Annotated in this window: 20 protein-coding genes; 13 read left to right on the forward strand and 7 right to left on the reverse strand. The window is 70.8% G+C overall.

What is annotated here, in order from left to right:
* The coding region (locus tag AB0J68_RS07775) for an FAD-dependent oxidoreductase (protein WP_363937005.1) at positions 1-987 on the forward strand (987 nt) is incomplete at its 5' end.
* A gap of 159 nt (positions 988-1,146) precedes the next feature.
* Here the strand turns inward: AB0J68_RS07775 and AB0J68_RS07780 are convergent.
* A complete protein-coding gene (locus AB0J68_RS07780) occupies positions 1,147-1,755 on the reverse strand; it encodes a helix-turn-helix domain-containing protein (protein WP_354855640.1) in 609 nt (202 codons plus the stop codon).
* A gap of 325 nt (positions 1,756-2,080) precedes the next feature.
* Between AB0J68_RS07780 and AB0J68_RS07785 the strand changes: the two genes are divergently transcribed.
* From AB0J68_RS07785 to AB0J68_RS07795, 3 genes are read left to right on the forward strand one after another with little or no spacing between them, the layout of a single operon-like run.
* Positions 2,081-2,779 (forward strand): MBL fold metallo-hydrolase, encoded by a 699-nt coding sequence (locus tag AB0J68_RS07785; protein WP_363937007.1) that lies wholly within the window; start codon positions 2,081-2,083, stop codon positions 2,777-2,779.
* 5 nt (positions 2,780-2,784) lie between these two features.
* Positions 2,785-3,003, forward strand: coding sequence for an NAD(P)-binding domain-containing protein (locus AB0J68_RS07790; RefSeq protein ID WP_354855638.1), 219 nt, complete (start codon positions 2,785-2,787; stop codon positions 3,001-3,003).
* Between the two features lie 58 nt (positions 3,004-3,061).
* On the forward strand, positions 3,062-4,243 hold the full coding sequence (locus AB0J68_RS07795; RefSeq protein WP_363937009.1) for an aminotransferase class I/II-fold pyridoxal phosphate-dependent enzyme: 1,182 nt from the start codon (positions 3,062-3,064) through the stop codon (positions 4,241-4,243).
* A gap of 36 nt (positions 4,244-4,279) precedes the next feature.
* Here the strand turns inward: AB0J68_RS07795 and AB0J68_RS07800 are convergent, their stop codons facing one another.
* Both AB0J68_RS07800 and AB0J68_RS07805 read right to left on the reverse strand, forming a co-directional pair.
* Positions 4,280-6,127, reverse strand: a complete 1,848-nt coding sequence (locus AB0J68_RS07800; RefSeq protein WP_355065943.1) for a glycoside hydrolase family 15 protein — start codon at positions 6,125-6,127, stop codon at positions 4,280-4,282.
* A gap of 171 nt (positions 6,128-6,298) precedes the next feature.
* Entirely contained in the window at positions 6,299-7,159 is an 861-nt protein-coding gene (locus AB0J68_RS07805; protein WP_363937010.1) for an oxygenase MpaB family protein, read from the reverse strand.
* 79 nt (positions 7,160-7,238) lie between these two features.
* Between AB0J68_RS07805 and AB0J68_RS07810 the strand changes: the two genes are divergently transcribed.
* Entirely contained in the window at positions 7,239-7,961 is a 723-nt protein-coding gene (locus AB0J68_RS07810; protein WP_363937031.1) for a cytidylate kinase family protein, read from the forward strand.
* 71 nt (positions 7,962-8,032) lie between these two features.
* Here the strand turns inward: AB0J68_RS07810 and AB0J68_RS07815 are convergent, their stop codons facing one another.
* Positions 8,033-8,224, reverse strand: coding sequence for a hypothetical protein (locus tag AB0J68_RS07815; RefSeq protein ID WP_354855634.1), 192 nt, complete (start codon positions 8,222-8,224; stop codon positions 8,033-8,035).
* 488 nt (positions 8,225-8,712) lie between these two features.
* Between AB0J68_RS07815 and AB0J68_RS07820 the strand changes: the two genes are divergently transcribed.
* Complete coding sequence (locus tag AB0J68_RS07820; RefSeq protein ID WP_354855633.1) at positions 8,713-8,988, forward strand: hypothetical protein; 276 nt, start codon at positions 8,713-8,715, stop codon at positions 8,986-8,988.
* A gap of 59 nt (positions 8,989-9,047) precedes the next feature.
* Here AB0J68_RS07820 and AB0J68_RS07825 read toward each other — a convergent pair whose 3' ends face one another.
* Together AB0J68_RS07825 and AB0J68_RS07830 are read right to left on the reverse strand one after the other, a co-directional pair.
* The gene (locus AB0J68_RS07825; RefSeq protein WP_363937013.1) at positions 9,048-10,091 is read right to left on the reverse strand and encodes an SMP-30/gluconolactonase/LRE family protein; all 1,044 of its coding nucleotides are present in this window, start codon (positions 10,089-10,091) and stop codon (positions 9,048-9,050) included.
* A 99-nt stretch (positions 10,092-10,190) separates the two neighbouring features.
* Positions 10,191-11,705: a family 43 glycosylhydrolase gene (locus AB0J68_RS07830; protein WP_363937015.1), complete on the reverse strand. Its 1,515-nt coding sequence runs from the start codon at positions 11,703-11,705 to the stop codon at positions 10,191-10,193.
* Positions 11,706-12,048: 343 nt separating this feature from the next.
* Here AB0J68_RS07830 and AB0J68_RS07835 point away from each other — a divergent pair, with 343 nt between their 5' ends.
* The gene (locus AB0J68_RS07835; RefSeq protein WP_354855631.1) at positions 12,049-12,759 is read left to right on the forward strand and encodes an alpha/beta hydrolase; all 711 of its coding nucleotides are present in this window, start codon (positions 12,049-12,051) and stop codon (positions 12,757-12,759) included.
* Between the two features lie 145 nt (positions 12,760-12,904).
* Entirely contained in the window at positions 12,905-13,501 is a 597-nt protein-coding gene (locus tag AB0J68_RS07840; protein WP_363937018.1) for a VanZ family protein, read from the forward strand.
* 120 nt (positions 13,502-13,621) lie between these two features.
* On the opposite strand, the gene AB0J68_RS07845 is transcribed toward AB0J68_RS07840, so the two are convergent.
* Positions 13,622-14,971 carry a PLP-dependent aminotransferase family protein gene (locus AB0J68_RS07845; RefSeq protein ID WP_363937020.1) on the reverse strand — a complete coding sequence of 450 codons (1,350 nt, stop codon included), beginning with the start codon at positions 14,969-14,971 and terminating at the stop codon, positions 13,622-13,624.
* A gap of 569 nt (positions 14,972-15,540) precedes the next feature.
* On the opposite strand from AB0J68_RS07845, the gene AB0J68_RS07850 reads away from it, so the two are divergent.
* The 5 genes from AB0J68_RS07850 to AB0J68_RS07870 form a co-directional block, all read left to right on the forward strand.
* Positions 15,541-16,848, forward strand: a complete 1,308-nt coding sequence (locus AB0J68_RS07850) for an anthranilate synthase component I family protein (RefSeq protein ID WP_363937022.1) — start codon at positions 15,541-15,543, stop codon at positions 16,846-16,848.
* A complete protein-coding gene (locus tag AB0J68_RS07855) occupies positions 16,845-17,438 on the forward strand; it encodes an aminodeoxychorismate/anthranilate synthase component II (protein WP_354855627.1) in 594 nt (197 codons plus the stop codon). Before AB0J68_RS07850 ends, AB0J68_RS07855 begins: the two co-directional genes overlap by 4 nt.
* Entirely contained in the window at positions 17,435-18,145 is a 711-nt protein-coding gene (locus tag AB0J68_RS07860) for an SDR family NAD(P)-dependent oxidoreductase (RefSeq protein WP_355065956.1), read from the forward strand. Before AB0J68_RS07855 ends, AB0J68_RS07860 begins: the two co-directional genes overlap by 4 nt.
* Before the next feature lie 64 nt (positions 18,146-18,209).
* Complete coding sequence (locus AB0J68_RS07865) at positions 18,210-19,634, forward strand: phenylacetate--CoA ligase family protein (RefSeq protein ID WP_363937026.1); 1,425 nt, start codon at positions 18,210-18,212, stop codon at positions 19,632-19,634.
* A partial coding sequence (locus AB0J68_RS07870; RefSeq protein WP_363937028.1) for a prephenate dehydratase occupies positions 19,618-20,177 on the forward strand: 560 nt, incomplete at its 3' end. The genes AB0J68_RS07865 and AB0J68_RS07870, both read left to right, overlap by 17 nt.

Here is a 20,177-nt window from a genome sequence, read left to right on the forward strand (position 1 = left end):
CCGGACATCGCCGGCCTGCATGAGGCGGCGCCGTGGACCAGCCGTGAGGCCGCCGCCGCGAGCGAGGTTCCCGGCCGGCTCGCCATCATCGGTGGTGGCGTGGTGGCCGCGGAGATGGCGACGGCGTACGCCGGCCTCGGATCGTCGGTGACGGTCCTCGCGCGGGACGGAGTGCTCACGCTGGCGGAGCCGTTCGTCGGCGAGCGGGTCACGCAGTCCCTGCGAGAAGCCGGCGTGTCCGTCCAACTCGGTGCCGAGGCCACCTCGGTGAGCCGCGGCGGCGACGGCACGGTGCACATCACGCTCACCGACGGCGACCAGGTCGAGGCCGACGAAATCCTCGTTGCGATCGGCCGTACGCCGAACACGCACGACGTCGGCCTCGACCGGATCGGCCTGAAGCCGGGCGCCTGGCTCACGGTCGACGACACCCTGCGAGTGGTCGACGGTGCCGGCGCGTTGATCGGCGACGGATGGCTGTACGCGGCCGGGGACGTCAACCGGCGGGTGCTCCTGACCCACCAGGGCAAGTACCAGGCTCGAGCGGTGGGCGACGTGATCGTGGCGCGGGCCAGGGGCGAAGCGCCAGACGAACGCCCGTGGGGTCGGCACGTCGCCACCGCCGACGCGCGCGCCGTGCCGCAGGTCGTCTTCACCGACCCGGAGGTCGCGTCGGTGGGGCTGACCGCAGCCGCCGCCGAGGCCGCCGGGCTGCGGACCCGGGTCGTCGACTACGACCTGGCCGCCGTCGCCGGGTCCGCGCTGCATGCCGACGGCTACCAGGGGCATGCCCGGATGGTCGTGGACGAGGACCGGCGGGTCATCGTCGGCTTCACCCTCGTCGGCCCGGACGTCGCGGAACTGCTCCATGCCGCGACGATCGCCGTCGTCGGTGAGGTCCCCCTGGAGCGGCTGTGGCACGCCGTTCCCGCGTACCCGACCGTCAGCGAGGTCTGGCTACGTCTGCTCGAGGCGTACGGCCGCTGACCCGAGCCGTTCGGCCGTGCTCGCCACCGCCGGCCGGGCACCCGTTGCGACGAGGCTCACGAACGGGCTCAACCGGTGGTGGCAACACGAAAGGAGCTGGGTCATCCCCTCACCGGGGGTGGCCCAGCTCGACGTCGTGCGGCAACGGTCGCGCGAGGACTAGCGGGCCGACTCTGCCGACTGACGCTCCGAGTTGATCCTGAGGAGTCCTTCGACACCGCGCAGGAAGGTCTCGGACACCAACGTGGGGTCGGAAAGGCATCCGGCTGCCATGGCGCCGTCCCGGAGCATGACGAAGTGGCGTGCCGCGGGATCCGCCGTTTCTTCGTGGACCTGTGCCATGAGCATGGTGATGGTGTCCAGGAACCATTGCCGGTGGGCCGTGAGTTCTTGGTGCACGGGATGGTTCGTGTCGGGGTATTCCGCTGCGGCGTTCAGAAAGGCGCACCCGCGGAACCCGGGGGACTGGATGTTCTGAGCGATGGAACCCGCGATGGCCAGGAGTGGATCGACCGGCGATCGGTTGGCGGCGATGGCCTCGTCGACCATGCCGCGCTCCAGCTGATGCACCTTACGTAGGTAGGCCAGGATGAGGTCGTCCTTGCTGGGGAAGTGCCGGTAGAACGTGGCCCTGGTCACCTTCGCCTCGGCGATGATCCGGTCGACGCCGACGGAGTGAATGCCCTCCGCGTAGAAGATTCTGATCGCCGTGCGGAGAAGCCTGAGCCGTGCCTCAGAGGGCCGGGCATCGGGTTCGTCGCGCGTCATCCCACCATCTTAGCGACAGAACGTTCGGTCTGATCTGTGCCTGCGATATTGGACGAGGCCCTCCGTTCGTCGATCCCACTGACGGCGCCCTCGTCGATGCGGGATTCTGGATGCGGCAAGCCGGAGCCGGGATCGCGGGCTGATGCGTATCGCCGGGGAAATGCTCCGCTGACCGTCCTTGTCGGCCCGGCCTGCGTATCACAGGCGGTGGGCGGTGAGGCCTCTCGTGGCTGGCGGTCTGGCACTCTGTGCGGATGCGACGGGTCACCGTGCTGGGCAGTTCTGGCGCCTTCCCGAGCCGGGCCGTGCCTGCAGCGGTTTCGCGGTGGACTGGGACGGCTACCGCCTGGTGCTCGACCTGGGCTACGCCACGCTGCCGCGGCTGCTCGGGCACTGGCCAGACGGTGCGGTCGACGCTGTCGTCATCACCCATGAGCACCCCGATCACTGCGTCGACCTGCACGGACTGTTCCGGATGCGGTTCTACGGATCCTCTGCTGAACCACGGCTGGCGTTGTACTGCCCGCCGGGCGTGCTCGACCGGATCAGCGGCCTGGAGCCGGACGTCGACCTCCACGCGGTCTTCGACGTGCATCCGCTGCCCGGCACCTACCGGGTGGGACCCTTCGACCTGACCGGACTGTCCCTTCCGCACCACGTGCCCAACGCGGGCATTCGGATCGAGGCCGACGGGACAGCGGTGGCCTACTCCGGGGACACCGGCCCGACCCCCGTGCTGGCCGAGCTCGGCCGCGACGCCGATCTGTTCATCGTCGAGGCCACCGACCGCGACGGCGAGACCGACCGACCCACCCGCCATCTGATGACCTCCACCGAGGCCGGTCACTGGGCTCGCCGGGCGGGCGCCCGCTGCCTGCTGCTCACCCACTTCTGGCCGGGCAACGACCGGGCAGCCGCAGTGGCCGCCGCACAGCTGGAGTTCGACGGGCCTGTGCTGGCGGCCGAAGAAGGCCTCACCGTCCTGCTCGGCACACTAGATCCGGTGACGACCGGAAGCAGGTAGCCGGGATGAGTGCTCGTACGGTGGGATTCATCGGGCTCGGCATCATGGGCGTGCCCATGGCGACGAACCTCGTCAACGCGGGCGTCGACGTGGTCGTCTGGGCACGTACGCCCGGGCCCGTCGCGGAGCTCGTCGCCGCCGGAGCGCGCGCGGCCGACGACCTTCCGGGAGTGTTCGGCGCGGCTGGGACGGTCATCCGAGGCCGAGGGCGCGACAGCGCGTAGTTCGTCGCACCGTGAAAGGGGTCCGGCGCGCTGCGGGCTCGCCGAATAGGCTTTGGCCATGAGTGGCGTGCTGAACCCTCCGCGCGACGCGGTGAATCCCCTTCGTCAGTTCACGATCGACCAGCTCCGGCAACGGACGAGCCTCAAGTGGCGGGAGTACCCCGACGACGTGCTGCCGCTCTGGGTGGCCGAGATGGACGTGCCGTTGGCCGAGCCGGTCGCCACCGCGATCACCGACGCTGTCGCGCGCGGCGACACCGGTTACACCGCCGGCACGGCGTACCCGCAGGCGCTGGCGGAGTTCGCCCGGCGGCGGTGGGGTTGGGACGGGCTGGCGGTGGAACGTACGGCGCTGGTGCCCGACGTGATGCACGGCGTCGTCGAGGCGTTGGGGTTGGTCACCGAGCCGGGGGACGCGGTGGTCGTCAACTGCCCGGTCTACCCACCGTTCTACGAGTTCGTGGCGCACGCCGGCCGCCGGATCGTGGAGGCACCGCTCGGCGGGGACCTGCGGATCGACCTCGGCACGCTTCAGGACGCGTTCCGGCAGGCTCGTTCCGGTGGGCGGCCGGCGGCGTACCTGCTGTGCAGCCCGCACAACCCGACCGGCGTCCTGCACACCGCGGACGAGTTGGCCGCCGTCGCCCACCTGGCCGAGCGGCACGGGGTGCGGGTGATCGCCGACGAGATCCACGCTCCGGTGGTGCTCGGGGGAGCGCGCTTCGTGCCGTACCTCTCGGTGCCGGGCGCCGAGAACGGCCTGTCGCTGATGTCCGCCTCCAAGGGGTGGAACCTGGCCGGCCTGCGCGGTGCGCTGCTGATCGCCGGCCCGGCCGCGGCGGGAGACCTCGCCCGCGTTCCGTTCGGGGCCAGCGTCAGCACCAGCCACCTCGGCGTGATCGCCCACACCGCCGCCTTCCGCGACGGCGGCGAGTGGCTCGACGCCCTGTTGACCGGCCTGGACGACAACCGTCGGCTCCTCGCCGCGCTGCTCGCCGAGCATCTGCCCGCCATCCGCTACGAGCCCGGTCAGGCCACCTATCTCGCCTGGCTCGACTGCCGCGCCCTGGGCCTCGGCGACGACCCCGCGGCCGTGTTCCTCGACCGCGGCCGGGTGGCGCTCAACTCCGGTACGGCCTTCGGCACCGGGGGCGGCGGTCACGTCCGGCTGAATCTGGCCACCGCGCCGGAGTTGATCACCGAGGCGGTACGCCGAATGGCCCTCGCCGTCGCGGGATAGGCCACCCGCGACGCGGCCGACCGGAGGGTGCCCGTGCTACCGGCGGTTGCGGGCCTCGGCCTCGGTGTCGAGCAGGTCGTTGAGTGTCAGCGCGGAGTTGATCAGCGACAGGTGGCTGAACGCCTGGGGGTAGTTGCCGATCTGCTCCCCGGTCACGGCGATCTCCTCGGCGTAGAGGCCGAGGTGGTTGCTGAAGGTGAACATCTTCTCGAACGTGAGTCGGGCGTCGTCGAGGCGACCGGACCGGGCCAGCGCCTCGACGTACCAGAAGGTGCACATGTTGAAGGTGCCCTCATGGCCGGGGAGACCGTCGGGGGAGTGGACCGGGTCGTACCGGTGGACCAGGCTGTCGGAGACCAGTTCGCGTTCGATCGCCTCCAGGGTGGACTGCCACAGTGGGTCGCTCGGCGTGACGAAACCGACGGAGGGCATGGCGAGCAGCGCCGCGTCCAGCACGCTCTCGTCGTACGCCTGCACGAAGGTGCCGCGCTCCCGGTTGTATCCGCGGGCCATGACCTGGTCGTAGATCCGGTTGCGCTGCTCGGTCCAGCAGGTCATGTCCCCGGGCCGGCCGGTGCGGGTGGCGAGCCGGATGGCCCGGTCCAGCGCCACCCAGGACATCACCCGCCCGAAGGTGTAGTTGCGGGGGTGGTGGCGGCTCTCCCAGATGCCGGCGTCGCGCTGATCCCAGTTGTGGCAGAGCCAGTCGACGAGCCGGACGGTGCTCTTCCACACCTGGTGCGAGACGCGGATGCCCTGTTCGTCGGCGAGGTGCATGGCGTAGAGCGCCTCGCCGTGGATGTCGAGCTGAAGCTGGTCCGCGGCGCCGTTGCCGATCCGCACCGGCCGCGAGCCGCGGTAGCCCTCCAGATGGTCCAGCACCTCCTCGTGCAGGTCGGAGGAGCCGTCCACGCGGTACATGAGCTTCAGGGGATCCTGGTGGTCGCCGGCTTCGCGGATCCGCTCGTCCAGCCACGTCATGTACCGGCTGACCTCCTCGGTGAAACCGAGCCCGAGCAGCGCGTGCACCGAGAACGACGTGTCGCGTACCCAGGTGTAGCGGTAGTCCCAGTTGCGGGTTCCGCCGACCAGCTCGGGCAGCGCCGCCGTGGGCGCGGCGATCATCGCGCCGGTCGGGGCGTACGTCATGAGTTTCAGCGTGATGGCGGAGCGCTCGACCATCTCCCGCCACCGGCCGGTGTAGCGGGAGCGTTCGACCCAGCGCCGCCAGTAGTCCCGGGTCCACTCGAACACGCCCTGGATCTCCTCCGCCGGGATGACGCGCGGCTCGGTGCCGGCGGTCTCCAGGACCACGCCGCCGGTGTCGCCCTCGTTCAGGGTGCCGTACCCGACGAGGTCGTCGCCCTCAAGGCGGATCTCGCCGCGTTCGGAGATCAACCGGCCAGTGGGGTCCACCGGGTTGAACGTCAGCGTCGCCGACCGGCTGCGAAAGACGTAGCCGTTGCGGTAGCGCTCCAGCTGATGCGCTTCCCGGGCGTAGTCGAATCGCGGCCGGCACTCCACGCGGAAGCGCATGCTGCCGCGGACCATGGTGACGATGCGGACCAGGCGGTGCGCGTCGGTGACCCGCTCGCCCGTCACCGGCATGAAGTCCATCACCTCGGCCACGCCGTCCGCGCTGATGAACCGGGTGATCAGGATGGGCGTGCCGGGGAGGTAGAGCTGTTTGGTGACGTACCGGACGTCGTGTGGCGCGATGCGGAAGTAGCCGCCCTTGTCCTTGTCCAGCAGGGCCGCGAAGATGCTCGGCGAGTCGAAGCGCGGCGCGCAGAACCAGTCGACCGTGCCGTCACACGTCACCAGCGCGGCGGTCTGCAGGTCGCCGATGAGTCCGTGATCCTCGATCGCCGGATAGCTGTCCACGTCTCTCCCCGGTTTGGCTGCGTCCTGCGCATCGAACCTAGGGGGAGAACTGTCGGCTCAGGCGAGATTCACGTTCAGCCACCCTGTCGTGCGGGCAGGGGATCTCGGGCCCTGGGACACGGGAAGCCACCCCTCTCGCCAGGGCGGCCTGACCCCCTGGGCGGCGGCGTGCTACTCAGGGGCGGGGTCGTGGTGCGGGCCGAGGTGGCTGATCTCGTACCCGTCGGGGTAGCTCCTGGCTCTCATGCCCTCGGCGAACAGCGGTGTCGTCCGTGGCGATCCGCACCACCGCTGCAGCCGCGAGCGCGTCTTCAACGCCGCGTGCAGGCCGGCCCGGACTGGCCACGGCGGCGCGTCGACCCGCGTCGCGCGTCGCAGCGGCGCGTCGTACATGGCGCTGACCAGCGCGTTTCCCAGCGGTGCGAGCAGCCGGGGGAGCCGCGTGAGCAGCAACATGCGGGTGGCCCGCTCGATGGCCGCCGCCTCGTCGTTGGGCTGGAGGTGAACCGCGTCGTGCGCGTCGAACCAGGTCTCGAACTCGGCGTACGACCCGGGGATGTCCGTGATGCCCATCCGCCGGCCCAGCTCCCGGTAGAACAGGTACGTCGCCTGCCGCTCGTGACAGCAGGGCGGGCGCCAGCCGTACTCCTGCAACCACCGCGTCGGGATCACGACCAGGCAGCCCAGGACGTAGCGGAAGTCGTCGTTGCCGATGTCGTACGGGCGGTGGATCTGGTTGACGCGCCGCAGCGCGTCGCGGCCACGGGGTCGGTCGAAGCCGTTGAGCACCATCTCGTACATCAGCAGGCCGGTGTCGTCGATGCGTTTCTGGGTGCGGTCGGTCAGCTCGCCGGTGGCGGTGTGCACGGCGGCGATGGCGGGGATCGAGAAGGACCGGTTGAAGGCGAGGTTGAGCCCGAGCTTCATGTCCCAGGGAAACTCGCGGCGCAGCATGGTCTGGTAGATGTCCAGGTAGTCACGCTGCGGGTCCAGCGTGCGGGTCCGCTTCAGGTTGTCGTAGCGGCCTCTCATCAGCGGGCGTCTCCAGACATCGGCACGGAACGTGAGTGTAAGCTCGCTCCATTTTGGAACACAGATGGGCGGGACAGGCATGGCGCACGGCGCCCGTGACGAGGTGCTCGGCCGGCTGGCCGAAGCGGTCGGGTCCGTCGCCGTCGCACACCCGATGCGGGTCGCCATCGACGGACCGCCCGCCGCCGGCAAGACCACCCTCGCCGACGAACTGGCCGTCGTCCTGCGCGCACAGGGCCGCGACGTCATCCGCGCGACTATCGACGATTTCCTCTTCCCCAGGGCGCAGCGCTATCCGCGCGGCGAGTACTCGGCCGAAGGCTGCTACTTCGACACCCACGACCACGAGGCGCTGAAGCGGGTTCTGCTGGATCCGCTCGGCCCGGACGGAGACCGGCGCTTCCAACACGCGGTCTACGACCCCACCACCGACACCGTGGTGTCTCCGCCGGTCGCGACCGCCCCGACCGACGCGGTGCTGCTCTTCGACGGCGTCTTCCTCATGCGCCCGGAACTGATCGACCGGTGGGACCTGCGCGTCTTCGTGTCGGTCGCGCTCGAGGCGACGGTGGATCGTGCCGTGGTCCGAGAGAGCCGGGTGTCATCCCGGGCCGACGTCGAACGGCGCTGGCGGGAGCGTTACATCCCCTCCCAGCAGCTCTACGACGCGACGGTCCGCCCGACCGATCATGCCGACATCATCGTGCACAACGACGACCCCCGGCAGCCGGTCTGGGAGACGCTGGACCGGTTCGCGAGCCGCTCTGAGCGCCCGCACAGTCGGTCAAGTCCACGCCGATAGTTGACTTGACGGCGGCGGCGCCGAGCCGCTGGTGATCTGACAGACGTGCCCCGGTCTGGCCCGAGTTTGCGTCAGTCCTCGTCCGTCGGGCTGGGGCGGTTCTTGGCGATCCAGGATCGAACAGCCTTGCCATCCCAGACGCGGCCCATGCTCAAGGTGGCGAGGGGGTCAGGGAATCCCTTGCGGCCCACGATGATCGTGGCACGCTGCTTGCTGATCCCGCCAAGCAAGTCGCGGATCTCATCCAGCCCAAGCAGCTCCACAATCTGACGGTATGAGCCCTGCGAATTGAACGAGGCCATACAGGGTGGGACAACGCCTTTGGGGGTTGCCCTCGTACAACCCCTTGTGATGCGATAGGTGAATACCCGACGCGTCACTTTTGCGGAATATCTGACGGCCGTTGCCCTGACCCTGGCTCGCAGACATAAGCCGGTGTGGTCGTGGATCAAGTGGCGCAACGTCTGCAAGTGCGGGAATGAGCTGCCCTGTCGAGCCAGGCACAAGGTTCCGACCAACCGGGGTCACTGGCCAAATGAGAGCCGATGACCGCGCACGTACCGGTCCTCCCGCTGTGGCTGTGCGAGGCGTGTGACCGCCCCTGGCCATGTGCCATACGCCGGGTGGAACTGCTGGGGGAGTACGCCACGTCGCCGGTGGGTCTCCGGACTTACATGGGATCGTACCTGGTGGCAGCCGCGCAGGACATGTCCTGGGCTCCCACCGACGCTGTATACCGCAGGTTCCTCGGATGGCTCGCATGAAGGCCGGCGACTTGTTGATCGTGGGGCGAGAAGCCAGCGTGCAGTTCATCCGCCCCATCCGGTTCCGCGTGATCCGCGTACTCGATTGGATCACCTACGACGGGTGGGTCTGGCTCGACGGGTACCAGCTCGACGATCGAGGCGACGCGGTGGCGCGACGGTCGATCTTCGTCATGGAGGAGGGGCTGCGATCCGCCCCGGCACCCGTCACGATCGGGCAACCGGGGCGGAAAAGGGTTCCCAGCCGTCGCGTTACGGCCTGAGCCGTATCGCCGGGTGTTGATGGACAGGTCCGGGCGTCGGGGTCGCCTCCGGGCCGCCCTCAGTACGGATAGCCCGGGACGTTGAGCCGCACGCTGTAGAGGCCGGAGTCGCCCCACGCACCCGAGGTGATGTAGAGGGTCTGCCGATCGGGCCCGCCGAAGGCCACGTTTGTCGTCCCGGAGAAGCCGGGCCGGATGGTGCCGAGCTGGGTGCCCGTGGGGGAGTAGACGTGGACCAGGGAGTCCCCGCCCGAGGCCCAGTACACGTTGCCGGCGCAGTCGATCGTGACGCCGTCCGGGCCGCCGATGTAGTTCACGAAGACGCTGCGCGCGCCGGTGGTGCCATCGGGCTGGACGGCGTACTTGTAGATCTTGTTCTCGGAGTAGGCGCCCACGTACAGCGTGGATCCGTCCGGCGAGAGCGCGATGCCGTTGGGCTGGCGCAACTGGTCGTCCACCAGCGACACCTGGCCGCCGGAGACGCGGAAGACGCTGGTACGGCCGTTCATCTGGTCCGGGCGGTTGCCGCGCTGGAAGTTGGGGTCGGTGAAGTAGGTGACGCCATCGGACCGGACCGCGACGTCGTTGGGCGAGTTGAACGCCCGGCCCTGGTAGTTCGCCGCGACGGTGCTGCGGCTCCGGTCGCTCAACCGGTACGCGGACACGCTGCGCTGGTCGTGGGTGGCCGCGATGACCTGCTGGCCGTCGGCGCTGAGGGCCAGACCGTTGCTGCCGGCGTTGGCGATGAACGTGTCGAGGGTCGACGGCGGGGTGAACCGGCGGATCGTCGACGGCTGCACGTTGTACGGCCCGGTGCCGGCGGCCATGTCGGAGAAGAGCAGATAACCACCGTCGGCGACCCAGACGGGCCCTTCGAGGAAGTTGAAGCCGCTTCGGATCTTCGTCGCCGTCACGGAGCTGGACGGCAGCGGTGACCCGGACCCGGCCCCCGTCAGGCACGCTCCGGGCGGTGTGCCGGGCGGGCCGGCGAGCGTGACGGCGGCCGTGGTGTGAGCGCTCACAGGTGCGGCGGCGGGCAGCGGGGCGGCGCTGGCCGCGAGGCAGAGTCCGGCCAGGACGGCGATGGTGGGACGCCGGATCATCGGATGCTCCAATCGGCGTCGGCGGGTCGCGAGGACCGGCCGACGATCTCGGGGTCGCGGGGCGGGCACGGTGCTGGTGGGGCAGCCGGCCCGGTCCAGCTATTCCAGGTGGAAGGTGGCGGAGGCGCGTTCGGCGCTCGAACTGACCGCCTCCAGGTAGAGCAGACCGTCGTGGTGGCGGACGTAGCGCCCCGGGTAGTTCTGCGACTCCAACGAGAGCCCGGCGCTGTCCGCCAGGCCCGACCGGCGCTGGAAGCTCGCGTCGCTGGAGAAGACCGACGAGCCGTCGTTCGGCGCGATGGACAGGGCGAAGCCGTAGTGACGCAGGTAGTAGCCCGGGAAGTTGGTGGATTCCAGCGACACCGTTCCGCCGCCGGCCAGGCCGTTGACGATGCGGAACTGGCTGTCGGCGAGGTTGGTGACGTTCGGCTCGACTCGGGCCCGGTAGTCGTAGTGTCGGATGTAGCTGGTGGTCAGGTCGTGCGACCGCAGCCGGACCGGGGTGGCACCGTCGGGCACCGGGATGCCGAAGTTGGGGGTGCCGTCGGCGTTCCAGTACAGCTTCTGCACCCTGGTCCGTCGGTTCGGGTCGTTGAGCGGATCGCCGCTGATGTCCCGGTAGTTGCGGTCGTGATAGACCAGGATGTCGCTCTGCCCGTCCTCGGAGACGGTGAACGAATTGTGACCGGGACCGTACTGGCCGGTGGCCGCGCTGCTGGTGAACACCGGGTTGGGGCTCTTGCTCCAGGCGGCGGGGTCGAGCAGGTTCGCGGTGGCGGAGGCGCTCAGCATCCCGAGGCAGTAGTTGGCGTCGGTGGCGCTGGCCGAGTAGGTCAGGAAGAGGCGGCCGTTGCGCTGGATCACCGCGGGGCCCTCGGCGACCCGGTAGCCGCGGGTCTCCCAGTCGTACGTCGGCACGACGAGTCGGGTCACGGTGCCGGTGATCTGCCACGGGTTGGCGCCCATCCGGGCGAGGTAGACGTTCGAGTTGGTGGAGATGCCCGGCTCCTGCTGCGCCCAGGTCAGGTAGCGCACGCCGTTGGCCACGAAGGTCGAGGCGTCCAGGCTGAAGGTGTCCCAGGGTGTCGTGATCCGGCCGCGTTCAATCCACGAACCGGTCAGCGGATTCGCGTTGGCGTTCTCCAGCACGTACATCCGGATGCGCCACACGTCGTCGGTCCGGCCGGCGGCGAAGTAGACGTACCACCGGTTGTTGATGAAGTGGATCTCCGGCGCCCAGATGTGGGCGCCCATCTCTCCGCTGGTGTGCCGGCTCCAGATCGTCGTCTCCGCGGCCGTCGCCAACCCTTGCAGGGTGGTCGCACGCCGCAGCACGATCCGGTCGTACTGCGGCACGGTCGCGGTCAGGTAGTAGTAGCCGTCGGTGTGCCGGAAGATGTGTGGATCGGCCCGCTGGTTGGCCAGCGGGTTGGTGTAGCTCACGGCGGCTGCGGCGTGCGCCGGCCCGGCCATCGGCAGGCCGGCCGACACGGCGAGCACCACCAGCACCGCGGCCAGGACCGATCGGGGGCGTCGGGCGCCACCGCGGCCGGTACGCCCCGGGCCGGTGACTCGGCCGGCGGCGGCATCGGCTCGGTGGAGTCGCAGCGGCATCTGTCCTCCGTGACGTCTGTGCGCGAGAGCCGATCGGCCGCGAAAGCGGCGATCAACCCGCGGCACCCGCTGGGAAGGAACGCCCGCGGGCCGGGATCATGTCGAGCGCGTTGCGCCCACGTAACGGCCCTAAGTGTTGGCGCTAACATCGATGAGTGTCAAGATGTTCCGGACGCTGCGGCAGAGGGCGGTGCCGACCATGGCATCCAACGCGGCGGACAGATCACCACGATCGAGCGCGACGTGCGGCGGAACGGGACGTTTCGCGGTCGCGGAACGGGTAATCAGGCACGCCGGCGTGGCCGGCGGATGAACACTGTCACGGAGCAAGGGAGCGCGTGTCATGCCCGATCCGGAGCCCACCATCGTCCTCGTGCACGGCGCGTTCGCCGAGTCGGCGAGCTGGAACGGCGTGATCGAGCGGCTGGGCGCCGCGTACAACGTGGTGGCCGCCGCGAACCCGCTGCGCAGCGTCGCGGGCGACGCCGCGTACGTGCGGGACGTGGTACGTGGGATCGGCGGCCCGGTCGTTCTCGTCGGTCATTCGTACGGCGGCATGGTGATCACGCAGGCCGCGGCGGGCGACACAACGGTGCGTGCCCTGGTGTACGTCAACGCCTTTGCTCCGGACACCGGCGAATCGGCGCTGTCGCTGTCCGGGAAGTTCCCCGGCAGCACGCTCGCCGACACCCTGGTGCAGTACCCGGTGTCGACCGGCGGCAACGAGGTGGCGATCGGCCAGGACGCCTATCACGCGCAGTTCGCCGCGGACGTGTCGGGCGACCTTGCCGCGCTGATGGCCCGTACCCAGCGGCCGATCACCGAGCAGGCCCTGAGCGACGGGCTCTCCGGCGACCCCGCCTGGCGAGCCCTGCCCAGCTGGTTCGTGTTCGGCGACGCCGACATGAACATCCCGGCCGCCGCGCACCGGTTCATGGCCGAGCGGGCCGCCCCGCGGGGCCAGCGCGAGATCGTCGGTGGCTCGCACGCGATGGCGGTGGCCCGGCCGGGTGAGGTCGCCGAGTCGATCATCGAGGCGGTCCGGGCCACCTGAGTGGCCGAGGCGACGCGACGGGTCACGTCGTAGCGAGCCGACCCGGGCCGGGCGCAGCGACTGATCAACCGCCGCGGCCGGTCGTCTCCCGGCTCGTCGTGGACGCATGGCGACGCCTCGGTGGGAAGGCGGCTATGGTGCCCGGGTGGTGATCGAGGGGTGGCACGGCTGGGTCGGCTCGTTCACTGGCGTCGTGCTCATCACGGTGGCCGCACTGCCGTTGGCCGCGCTGGCGGTGTGGGCTCTGGCCCGCCGTCGGCGTGCGAACGGCGCCCCGTGGGCGTGGCGAACGTCGTTGGCCGAGGTCGGCATCGTGTACGGGACGCTGCCGTGGGTCTGGATGATCATGTTGCCGGGCTCTCGGGCGGGTGCTGTTCCCGGGCGGCTGAGCCTGGTGCCGCTCCGTGACCTGTTCACCATCTTCTCCGACGGAGGGCTGCTGACGCTGACGGGTCAGGTCGTCGGCAACCTCCTGGTGTTCGCGGCGTTGGGATTCTTCGCTCCGCTGCGGTTCGCGGCACTGGCGTCCGTACCACGGATCGTGGCGCTCGCCGCGGGCTGCTCGGTCCTGGTCGAGGCCGCGCAGTACGTCCTGCGGTTGGACCGGGTGACGTCCGTGGACGATGTACTGCTCAACGCCGCCGGCGCCGGGCTGGCCGCGCTCGCGGCGCGCCGCTGGTGGCGCGGCAGGGCCGACACGGCGTCGGATCGGCCGCGATCGGTCACGGCGTCGCCACGCTGACCTCCGGGATCCGCCCCAGCGAGGCTTCACGCGCGATGGTTGCGTCGACGTCCAGACCCCGTGCGGTCACCGGGACACTCCGCCGGAGCCCGCCGCCAGTACCAAGCGGATTTCGCGGCTTCACGCACCGCTGCCGCCGGTCGTCTCCCGGTAGGCAGCCGCGATCCCGGCCAGCCCGCGGCCCAGCTCGGGGCCGCGTACCCCGGCGTAGCCGACGACCAGCGCCGGCGGTCGGTCGTCCGCACGCAGGGCGTAGAAGCGGCCGCCGCGGACCAGCACCGACCTACGGCGGGCCGCCTGCACCAACGCCTCCTCGGCGCACCGCGCCGGCAGCACCAGGTACGCCTGGAGCCCGCCGTTCTGACCGAGGACGGTGACGTCGGGCAGGTGGCGGGAGACGAACTGCTGGACCGCCTGACGGCGTTTCTGGACGTCGGCGCCGAGTCGGCGCAGGTGCCGGTCGAACGCGCCGGTGTCGATCAGCCGGGCGAAGGCGAGTTGCTCCAGGCCGGAGCAGCCGATGTCCCAGCCGGCGCGGATCCGCTCGACGCGTGCGGTCAGGTCGGGCGGGGTGGCCAGCCAGCCGAGGCGCAGCGCCGGGGCGAGGACCTTGCTGGCGCTGCCGGCGTAGATCACCCGGTCCGGTGCGAGGCTCTGCAGCGCCGGCATCCGCTGCGCCGGGGCGACCAGGGCGGCGTCGAAGTCGTCCTCGACGAGGTAACCGTCCACCTCCTGCGCCCAGGCGACCAGGTGCGCCCGGCGTTGCGCGCTGAGCGTGACCCCGGTCGGGAACTGGCTGGCCGGGGTGACGAGCGCGGCGCGGACCCCGCTCGCGGCCAGCGCGTCGACCCGGATGCCGTCGCCGTCCACCGGGATGCCCACCGGACGCAGTCCGGCCTCGGCGATGAACTCCCACTCGCCCGGGTGCCCCGGGTCCTCCACCCCGATGGTGTCGTGGCCCCGGTCGCGCAACTCGCGGCAGAGCAGCGCGAGGCCCTGCGCGAAGCCTGACGTGATCATGAGGTGTTCGGGTCGGGTGCGGACGCCGCGGACCCGGCCGAGGTAGCCGGCGAGGGTGTGCCGGACGACCGGCAGGCCGGACGGTGGGGCGTACCCCAGCTCCCGGCGGCCGGCCGAGGTGACCACCGCGCTGACCGCCCGGATCCAGTCCTGGCGGGGGAAGGTGGAGTCGTGCAGGCCGCCGGTGCGCAGGTCGTGGACCGCCGCGGCGGGTGCACGGTCGTCCGGGGTGAGCGCCGAGCCGACGTCGGTACGCGTCGCCGCCACGGACGTGCCCGAGCCGTGCTGGGAGACGAGGTACCCCTCGGCGCAGAGCTGTTCGTACGCCTCGACGACCACACTGCGGGACACCCCGAGGTCGGCGGCGAGTTGCCGGCTCGACGGCACGCGGGTGCCGGGACGCAGCGTGCCCTCCTCGATCTGCGTACGAAATGCGTTACGGAGCTGCACCGCCAGCGTTTCACGTGATTGGGCATCTATTGACAGGCTTAGATTCAGGGACAAGTGGTCCGCTCCGAGATCGTCGAAGTGGTATGGACAGCGTGATCCGTGCCTGTGGAAAGTGTTGGCCGGGCGCGCAACCGCTCACTGACCGGCGAATCAGGGCGTACGTTCCGAGAATGTCCAATGCGGACGCCTCCACCGCCGGTGCCAGAGTGGTCGTGCGAGTCCTTTCGTCTGGGGGGAAGGGTCCGACCTGCCGCGTCGCCGGTGGGGTCAGCGCCAACGGTGGCGCGGAATCGGGCTGTTCAGAGGGGGTTCCGCAAGTGTCCCTATTGTCAACAGAGCTCGCCACGTGGCCCATCCCGTCGCATTCGGTGGCGGCGGCGCATACACCATTGACCAACTCAATTCCCATAGAGGTGACATCTGTCACACTGCCGTCGATCGATCCTTTGTCGCTCTATACGGCACTCGCGGAAAGTTGCACTGACAACGATCTGTATCTCTTCGAAAGCCTGGACGGCCCGGCGCAGGACCGGTGTGCGGCAGCCGTCGGCTGGGGTCTTCTCGCCGAGGTGCGGTTCATCGCCGACCGGCTGGAGGTGACCGCCGAGGGTGCGCTCGGCGACGCCGTGGCCGCCGTGCTGACCGCCGTCCTGGGCGAGCCGGTCCGGCGCCGCGGCGCCCAGCGGGTCTGGCCGGTCGCCGGACCGAGCGAGGTGTGGGCCGCCGTCCGGGCCGTGCAGCGGGCGTTCGCGGTCCGCACCACAGTCCCCGCCGACAGCTTCGCCTTCGGTTTCCTCACCACCCTGGCGTACGAGGCCGCGCGGGACATGGACGAGCTCTGGATCGACCGGGTGGTCGACGACATCCCGCGTTGCACACTCGCGCTGTTCCGGCACACCGTCTGGTGGGACCTGCGCGCCGGCACGGTGCGGCAGCTCTCCGCCTCCGGCCCGCACCTGCCGCCGGACGACGCCGCCGCCCGGCTGCCGGACCTTCCCGGGCCGGCCGACGGCCACCCGGACGTGCCGGCGGCCCCGCCGCCCAGCCTGGTCCGGGACACCGTGGACGAGGAGACGTTCGCCGCCCGGGTGAAGCAGTGCCTGCGGCACATCGAGGTGGGGGACAGCTACCAGATCCAGATCGGCCACCGGATCGACGTGGAGACCACGCTCACGCCGCTGGAGGTCTACCGACGGCTGCGACACCGCAACCCGTCGCCGTACATGTACCTGACCCCGTGGGCCGGCCAGACCGTCATCGGGGCGAGCCCGGAGCTGTTCCTGCGCATCGAACAGGGCCGACTGTCGATGCGGCCGATCGCCGGCACCGCGCCCCGGGCCACCGACCCGGAGACCGACCGCCGGCGGGTGGCCGAGCTGGCGGCCAGCGAGAAGGAACGGGCCGAGCACGTCATGCTTGTCGACCTGTGCCGCAACGACATCGGCCGGGTCTGCGTGCCCGGCACGCTCAGCGTCGACGCCATGTTCGACGTCGAGCCGTTCGCGTACGTGCACCACCTGGTCTCCACCGTCTCCGGCCAGCTCGCCGACGACGCCGACGTGTGGGCGGCGATCTGCGCCACCTTCCCGGCCGGCACCATGACCGGCGCCCCCAAGCTGCGGGCGATGGAGATCATCGACGGCTTGGAGGACGAGCCTCGGGGCGTCTACGCGGGCGCCGTCGGGCTCGTGGACGTCCGCGGGTACGCCGTGCTCGCGCTCTGCATCCGCACCGCCGTGCACGACGGCCGGTACTACCGCACCCAGGCGTCCGCCGGGGTGGTGGCCGACTCCACACCGGGCGACGAGTGGCGGGAGACGCTGGCCAAGATGAACGCCACCTTCTGGGCCCTGACCGGTGCGGAGTTGCTGTCGTGAAGGTCCTGCTCGTCGACGCGTACGACAGTTTCACCCACATCATCGACCAGTACCTGCGGACGCTCGGCGCGCGGACCGTGGTGGTCCGCTCCCGGACGCGGACCAGCGACCAGCTCGCGGCCCTGCGACCGGACGCGGTGGTGCTCGGCCCCGGGCCTGGTCATCCCGCCGAGTCCGGGCACGTGGAGCTGGTGCACGCCTTCGCCGGCCAGGTCCCGCTGCTCGGCGTCTGCCTCGGCCATCAGGCGATCGGCCTCGCGTACGGGGGGACGGTCGCGGTCGCCCGGCACCTGATGCACGGCAAGACCAGCGTCGTCACGCACGACGGTCGAGGGGTCTTCGACGGCGCGCCCGCCCCGCTCACCGTGACCCGCTACCACTCGCTCATCGTCGCGGACCCGGCGCCGCTGGCCCTGCACGTCACCGCGCGGTCGTCCGACGACGGCTACGTGATGGGGGTACGACACCGGGCCCTGGCGGTCGAGGGGGTGCAGTTCCACCCGGAGAGCGTGCTCACCGAGGACGGGCTGCGCCTGTTCGACAACTTCCTGCGCAGCGCGTCGGCGACGCTGACGGCGGGTTCGTCATGACCGACCGGTCGGCACCCCTCGCCGTGGTCACCGGCGCGGCGGGCGGCATCGGTCGGGCCGTGACGGCGGCCCTGACCGAGTCCGGGCACCGCGTGCTCGGCGTGGACGTCGACCCGGCCGGCGACCCGGCGGCGTACGCCTCGCTGGTCGCCGACGTGGCCGTGCCGGAGCAGGTCGAGCAGCTCTTCGCGGAGATCCGCGAGCGGTACGGCCTGCCGGAGGTGCTGGTGAACAACGCCGGGGTCTACCACGCCCGAGCCTTCCTCGACTACGACCCGAAGACGTACGCGCAGGTGTTCGACGTCAACGTGGGCGCCGCGTTCTTCTGCACGCAGGCGTTCGCCCGCGCCCTGATCAGCGCCGGCCGGCCGGGCACGGTGGTCAACGTCGCCTCGATCAGCGGGCAGTCCGGCAGCCCGGACGCGGCGTACGGGGCGTCGAAGGGTGCGTGCATCGCGCTCACCCACAGCCTCGGCCGGTCGCTCGCCGAGCACCGCATCCGGGTCAACGCGGTCGCTCCCGGCCTGGTCGAGACCCCGATGGCCGCCCGGATTCCGGCGCAGCGTCGCGACGACTACCGGGCCCGGATTCCCGTCGGCCGGTTCGGCACACCGGCCGAGATCGCCGCGGCCGTCGCCTGGCTCGCCGACCCGGCCAGCAGCTACGTCACCGCCACGGTGGTGGACGTCAACGGCGGCCTGCACTGAGCCGCGTCACCGCCCGAGCGCCGATCGCACCGCAGCCGGCTCACCCCTGGAGAGGATCCCGACCATGTGGCTTCCGACCACCGGACCGGCGGCCGACTTCGCCGTCGAGTACCTGGCCCTGCACAAGGCCTTCTACGACCGCACCCTCGATCCCGCCGAGCTGAACGCGTGGCGGGAACGCCAACTGCGCACGGTGCTCGACCAGGTGACGACCGGCTCGCCGTTCTACGCCCGGCACCTGGCCGACGTCGACCTCGCCACGATCACCCCGGCGACCCTCGACCGGCTGCCCTTCACGACGAAGACGCACCTGCGCGAGGAGATGCTCGACGTGCTCAGCCGACCGCTGGCCGAGGGAATCTTCTTCTACGAGACGACCGGCACGACGGGCCGCGCGACCCCGTGCCCCCGCGACGGTCGGGAGGTGGTGGCCAGCAACGCCCACGTCACCGAGTCCTGGGCGTCGATCTTCCGCCACCACTTCGGCGACCACCCGCCGCGGATCGGGCTGATGGGCCCGACCGAGGTGCACTCCTTCGGCGACACCCTCGGTGACATCGCCCGCAACGTCGGCTCGCTGAACGCGAAGATCTGGCCGTACTCGCCGGTGATCGGGTTCGCCAAGGCGTTGCAACTCATGAAGGACCTGGAGCTGGAGGTCGTCTGCTGCACGCCGGGTGTGGCCATGATGCTCGCCAAGGCGGCCGAGCACTACGGCTACCGGCTGCGCGAGGACTTCGCCGTGAAGCTGCTCTTCGTCACCGGCGAGATGTGCACCCCGGCGCTGGCCCGCAACCTGGAGTCCGTCTGGGGCGCGGACGTCTACAACATCCTGTACGGCTCGCAGGAGGCGTTCGTCATCGCCACCGCCTGCCGCAACAAGCGGATGCACCTCTCCCAGACCAACTACCTGATCGAGGTGGTGGACCCGGAGACGGGCGCGTCGCACGGCCCACGCGGCAGCGGGGAACTCACCGTCACCATGCTGATCGACGGGGTGAAACCGCTGGTCCGCTACCGCACCGGCGACGCGGTGATCGTCGAGGCGTCCGACTGTGACTGCGAGATGGCCGGCGACCTCGTGCAGATCGTCGGCCGGACCCTGGACCGCATCGAGCTGGGCGGTCGACGCTTCACCGCCGGCCAGATCGAGACGGCCGTGTTGACCGGGGTCACCGGCTCCGGCGGCTACCAGGTGGTGATCGACCACGACCCGGCCGCCGGCGGCGACCGGCTGACCGTCCGCCTGGAACTGCTCAAGGACCTCGTCGACGACCCCGCCGGGGTGGCCGACGGCGTCCGGGAGCGGGCCGCCGCCGCGCTCGGCGTACCCGTCGAGGTGGAGCTGACCGACGGGCTCGACCCGATCGTCAGCACCGGCGCCTTCGTGAGCTGGAAGGCCGCCCGGATCGTCGACCGGCGGGTCGAGGCCGACCACGAGACCCAGGTGGCGCAGCGGATGGCGGGCAACCGTGGCTACACCACCTGAGACCGTCGCCGACGAGCGGGTGCCGGCGCTGCCCGGGCCGCTCACCGAGGCGTACGGGCGGCGCTGGCGCAGCGTGGTGGACGGCTGGGCGAGCCGGCCCGGCACCACGCTGGCCACGCTCGGCCCGCCCGGGACGTCCAGCCACCTGACCGCGGTGTTCCTCGCCGAGCGGCACGGGCTGCGCGTCGAGCTGTCCGACACCTTCGACGCGGTGCTCGCGGCGCTGGTGGACCGGCGGGTCGACCAGGCCCTCGTGCCGAGCGCCTACCAGGGGCTCACCCGCTTCCACTGGCACCGCGACCTGCGGCTGGAGGCCTACTTCGCCCAGGCCACCCCGGAGTACGGCATCGCGGCCCATCCGGACCGCGAGCCGGACGCCTCCGGTGGTCAGCTCGCCGTGGCCGCTCTCTGGGAGGTCCGGCGGATCTTCACCGACCTCGCGCCACCGGCCCTGCGGGACCGGTCGGTGCGGTGGGTCGACGCCGACTCCACCCAGCACGCCGCCGAGATCCTCGCCGCCGGCGGCGCCGACGTCGCCGTGAC

The organism is Micromonospora sp. NPDC049580 (genome assembly GCF_040675595.1).
GTDB lineage: Bacteria > Actinomycetota > Actinomycetes > Mycobacteriales > Micromonosporaceae > Micromonospora.

Bases quoted from the DNA above. Each gene is read 5' to 3' on its own strand.
- AB0J68_RS07780 (WP_354855640.1), bottom strand. From the start codon at position 1,755: ATGACGCGCGACGAACCCGATGCCCGGCCCTCTGAGGCACGGCTCAGG.
- AB0J68_RS07790 (WP_354855638.1), top strand. From the start codon at position 2,785: ATGAGTGCTCGTACGGTGGGATTCATCGGGCTCGGCATCATGGGCGTG.
- AB0J68_RS07795 (WP_363937009.1), top strand. From the start codon at position 3,062: ATGAGTGGCGTGCTGAACCCTCCGCGCGACGCGGTGAATCCCCTTCGT.
- AB0J68_RS07805 (WP_363937010.1), bottom strand. From the start codon at position 7,159: ATGAGAGGCCGCTACGACAACCTGAAGCGGACCCGCACGCTGGACCCG.
- AB0J68_RS07810 (WP_363937031.1), top strand. From the start codon at position 7,239: ATGGCGCACGGCGCCCGTGACGAGGTGCTCGGCCGGCTGGCCGAAGCG.
- AB0J68_RS07820 (WP_354855633.1), top strand. From the start codon at position 8,713: ATGGCTCGCATGAAGGCCGGCGACTTGTTGATCGTGGGGCGAGAAGCC.
- AB0J68_RS07825 (WP_363937013.1), bottom strand. From the start codon at position 10,091: ATGATCCGGCGTCCCACCATCGCCGTCCTGGCCGGACTCTGCCTCGCG.
- AB0J68_RS07830 (WP_363937015.1), bottom strand. From the start codon at position 11,705: ATGCCGCTGCGACTCCACCGAGCCGATGCCGCCGCCGGCCGAGTCACC.
- AB0J68_RS07835 (WP_354855631.1), top strand. From the start codon at position 12,049: ATGCCCGATCCGGAGCCCACCATCGTCCTCGTGCACGGCGCGTTCGCC.
- AB0J68_RS07860 (WP_355065956.1), top strand. From the start codon at position 17,435: ATGACCGACCGGTCGGCACCCCTCGCCGTGGTCACCGGCGCGGCGGGC.
- AB0J68_RS07865 (WP_363937026.1), top strand. From the start codon at position 18,210: ATGTGGCTTCCGACCACCGGACCGGCGGCCGACTTCGCCGTCGAGTAC.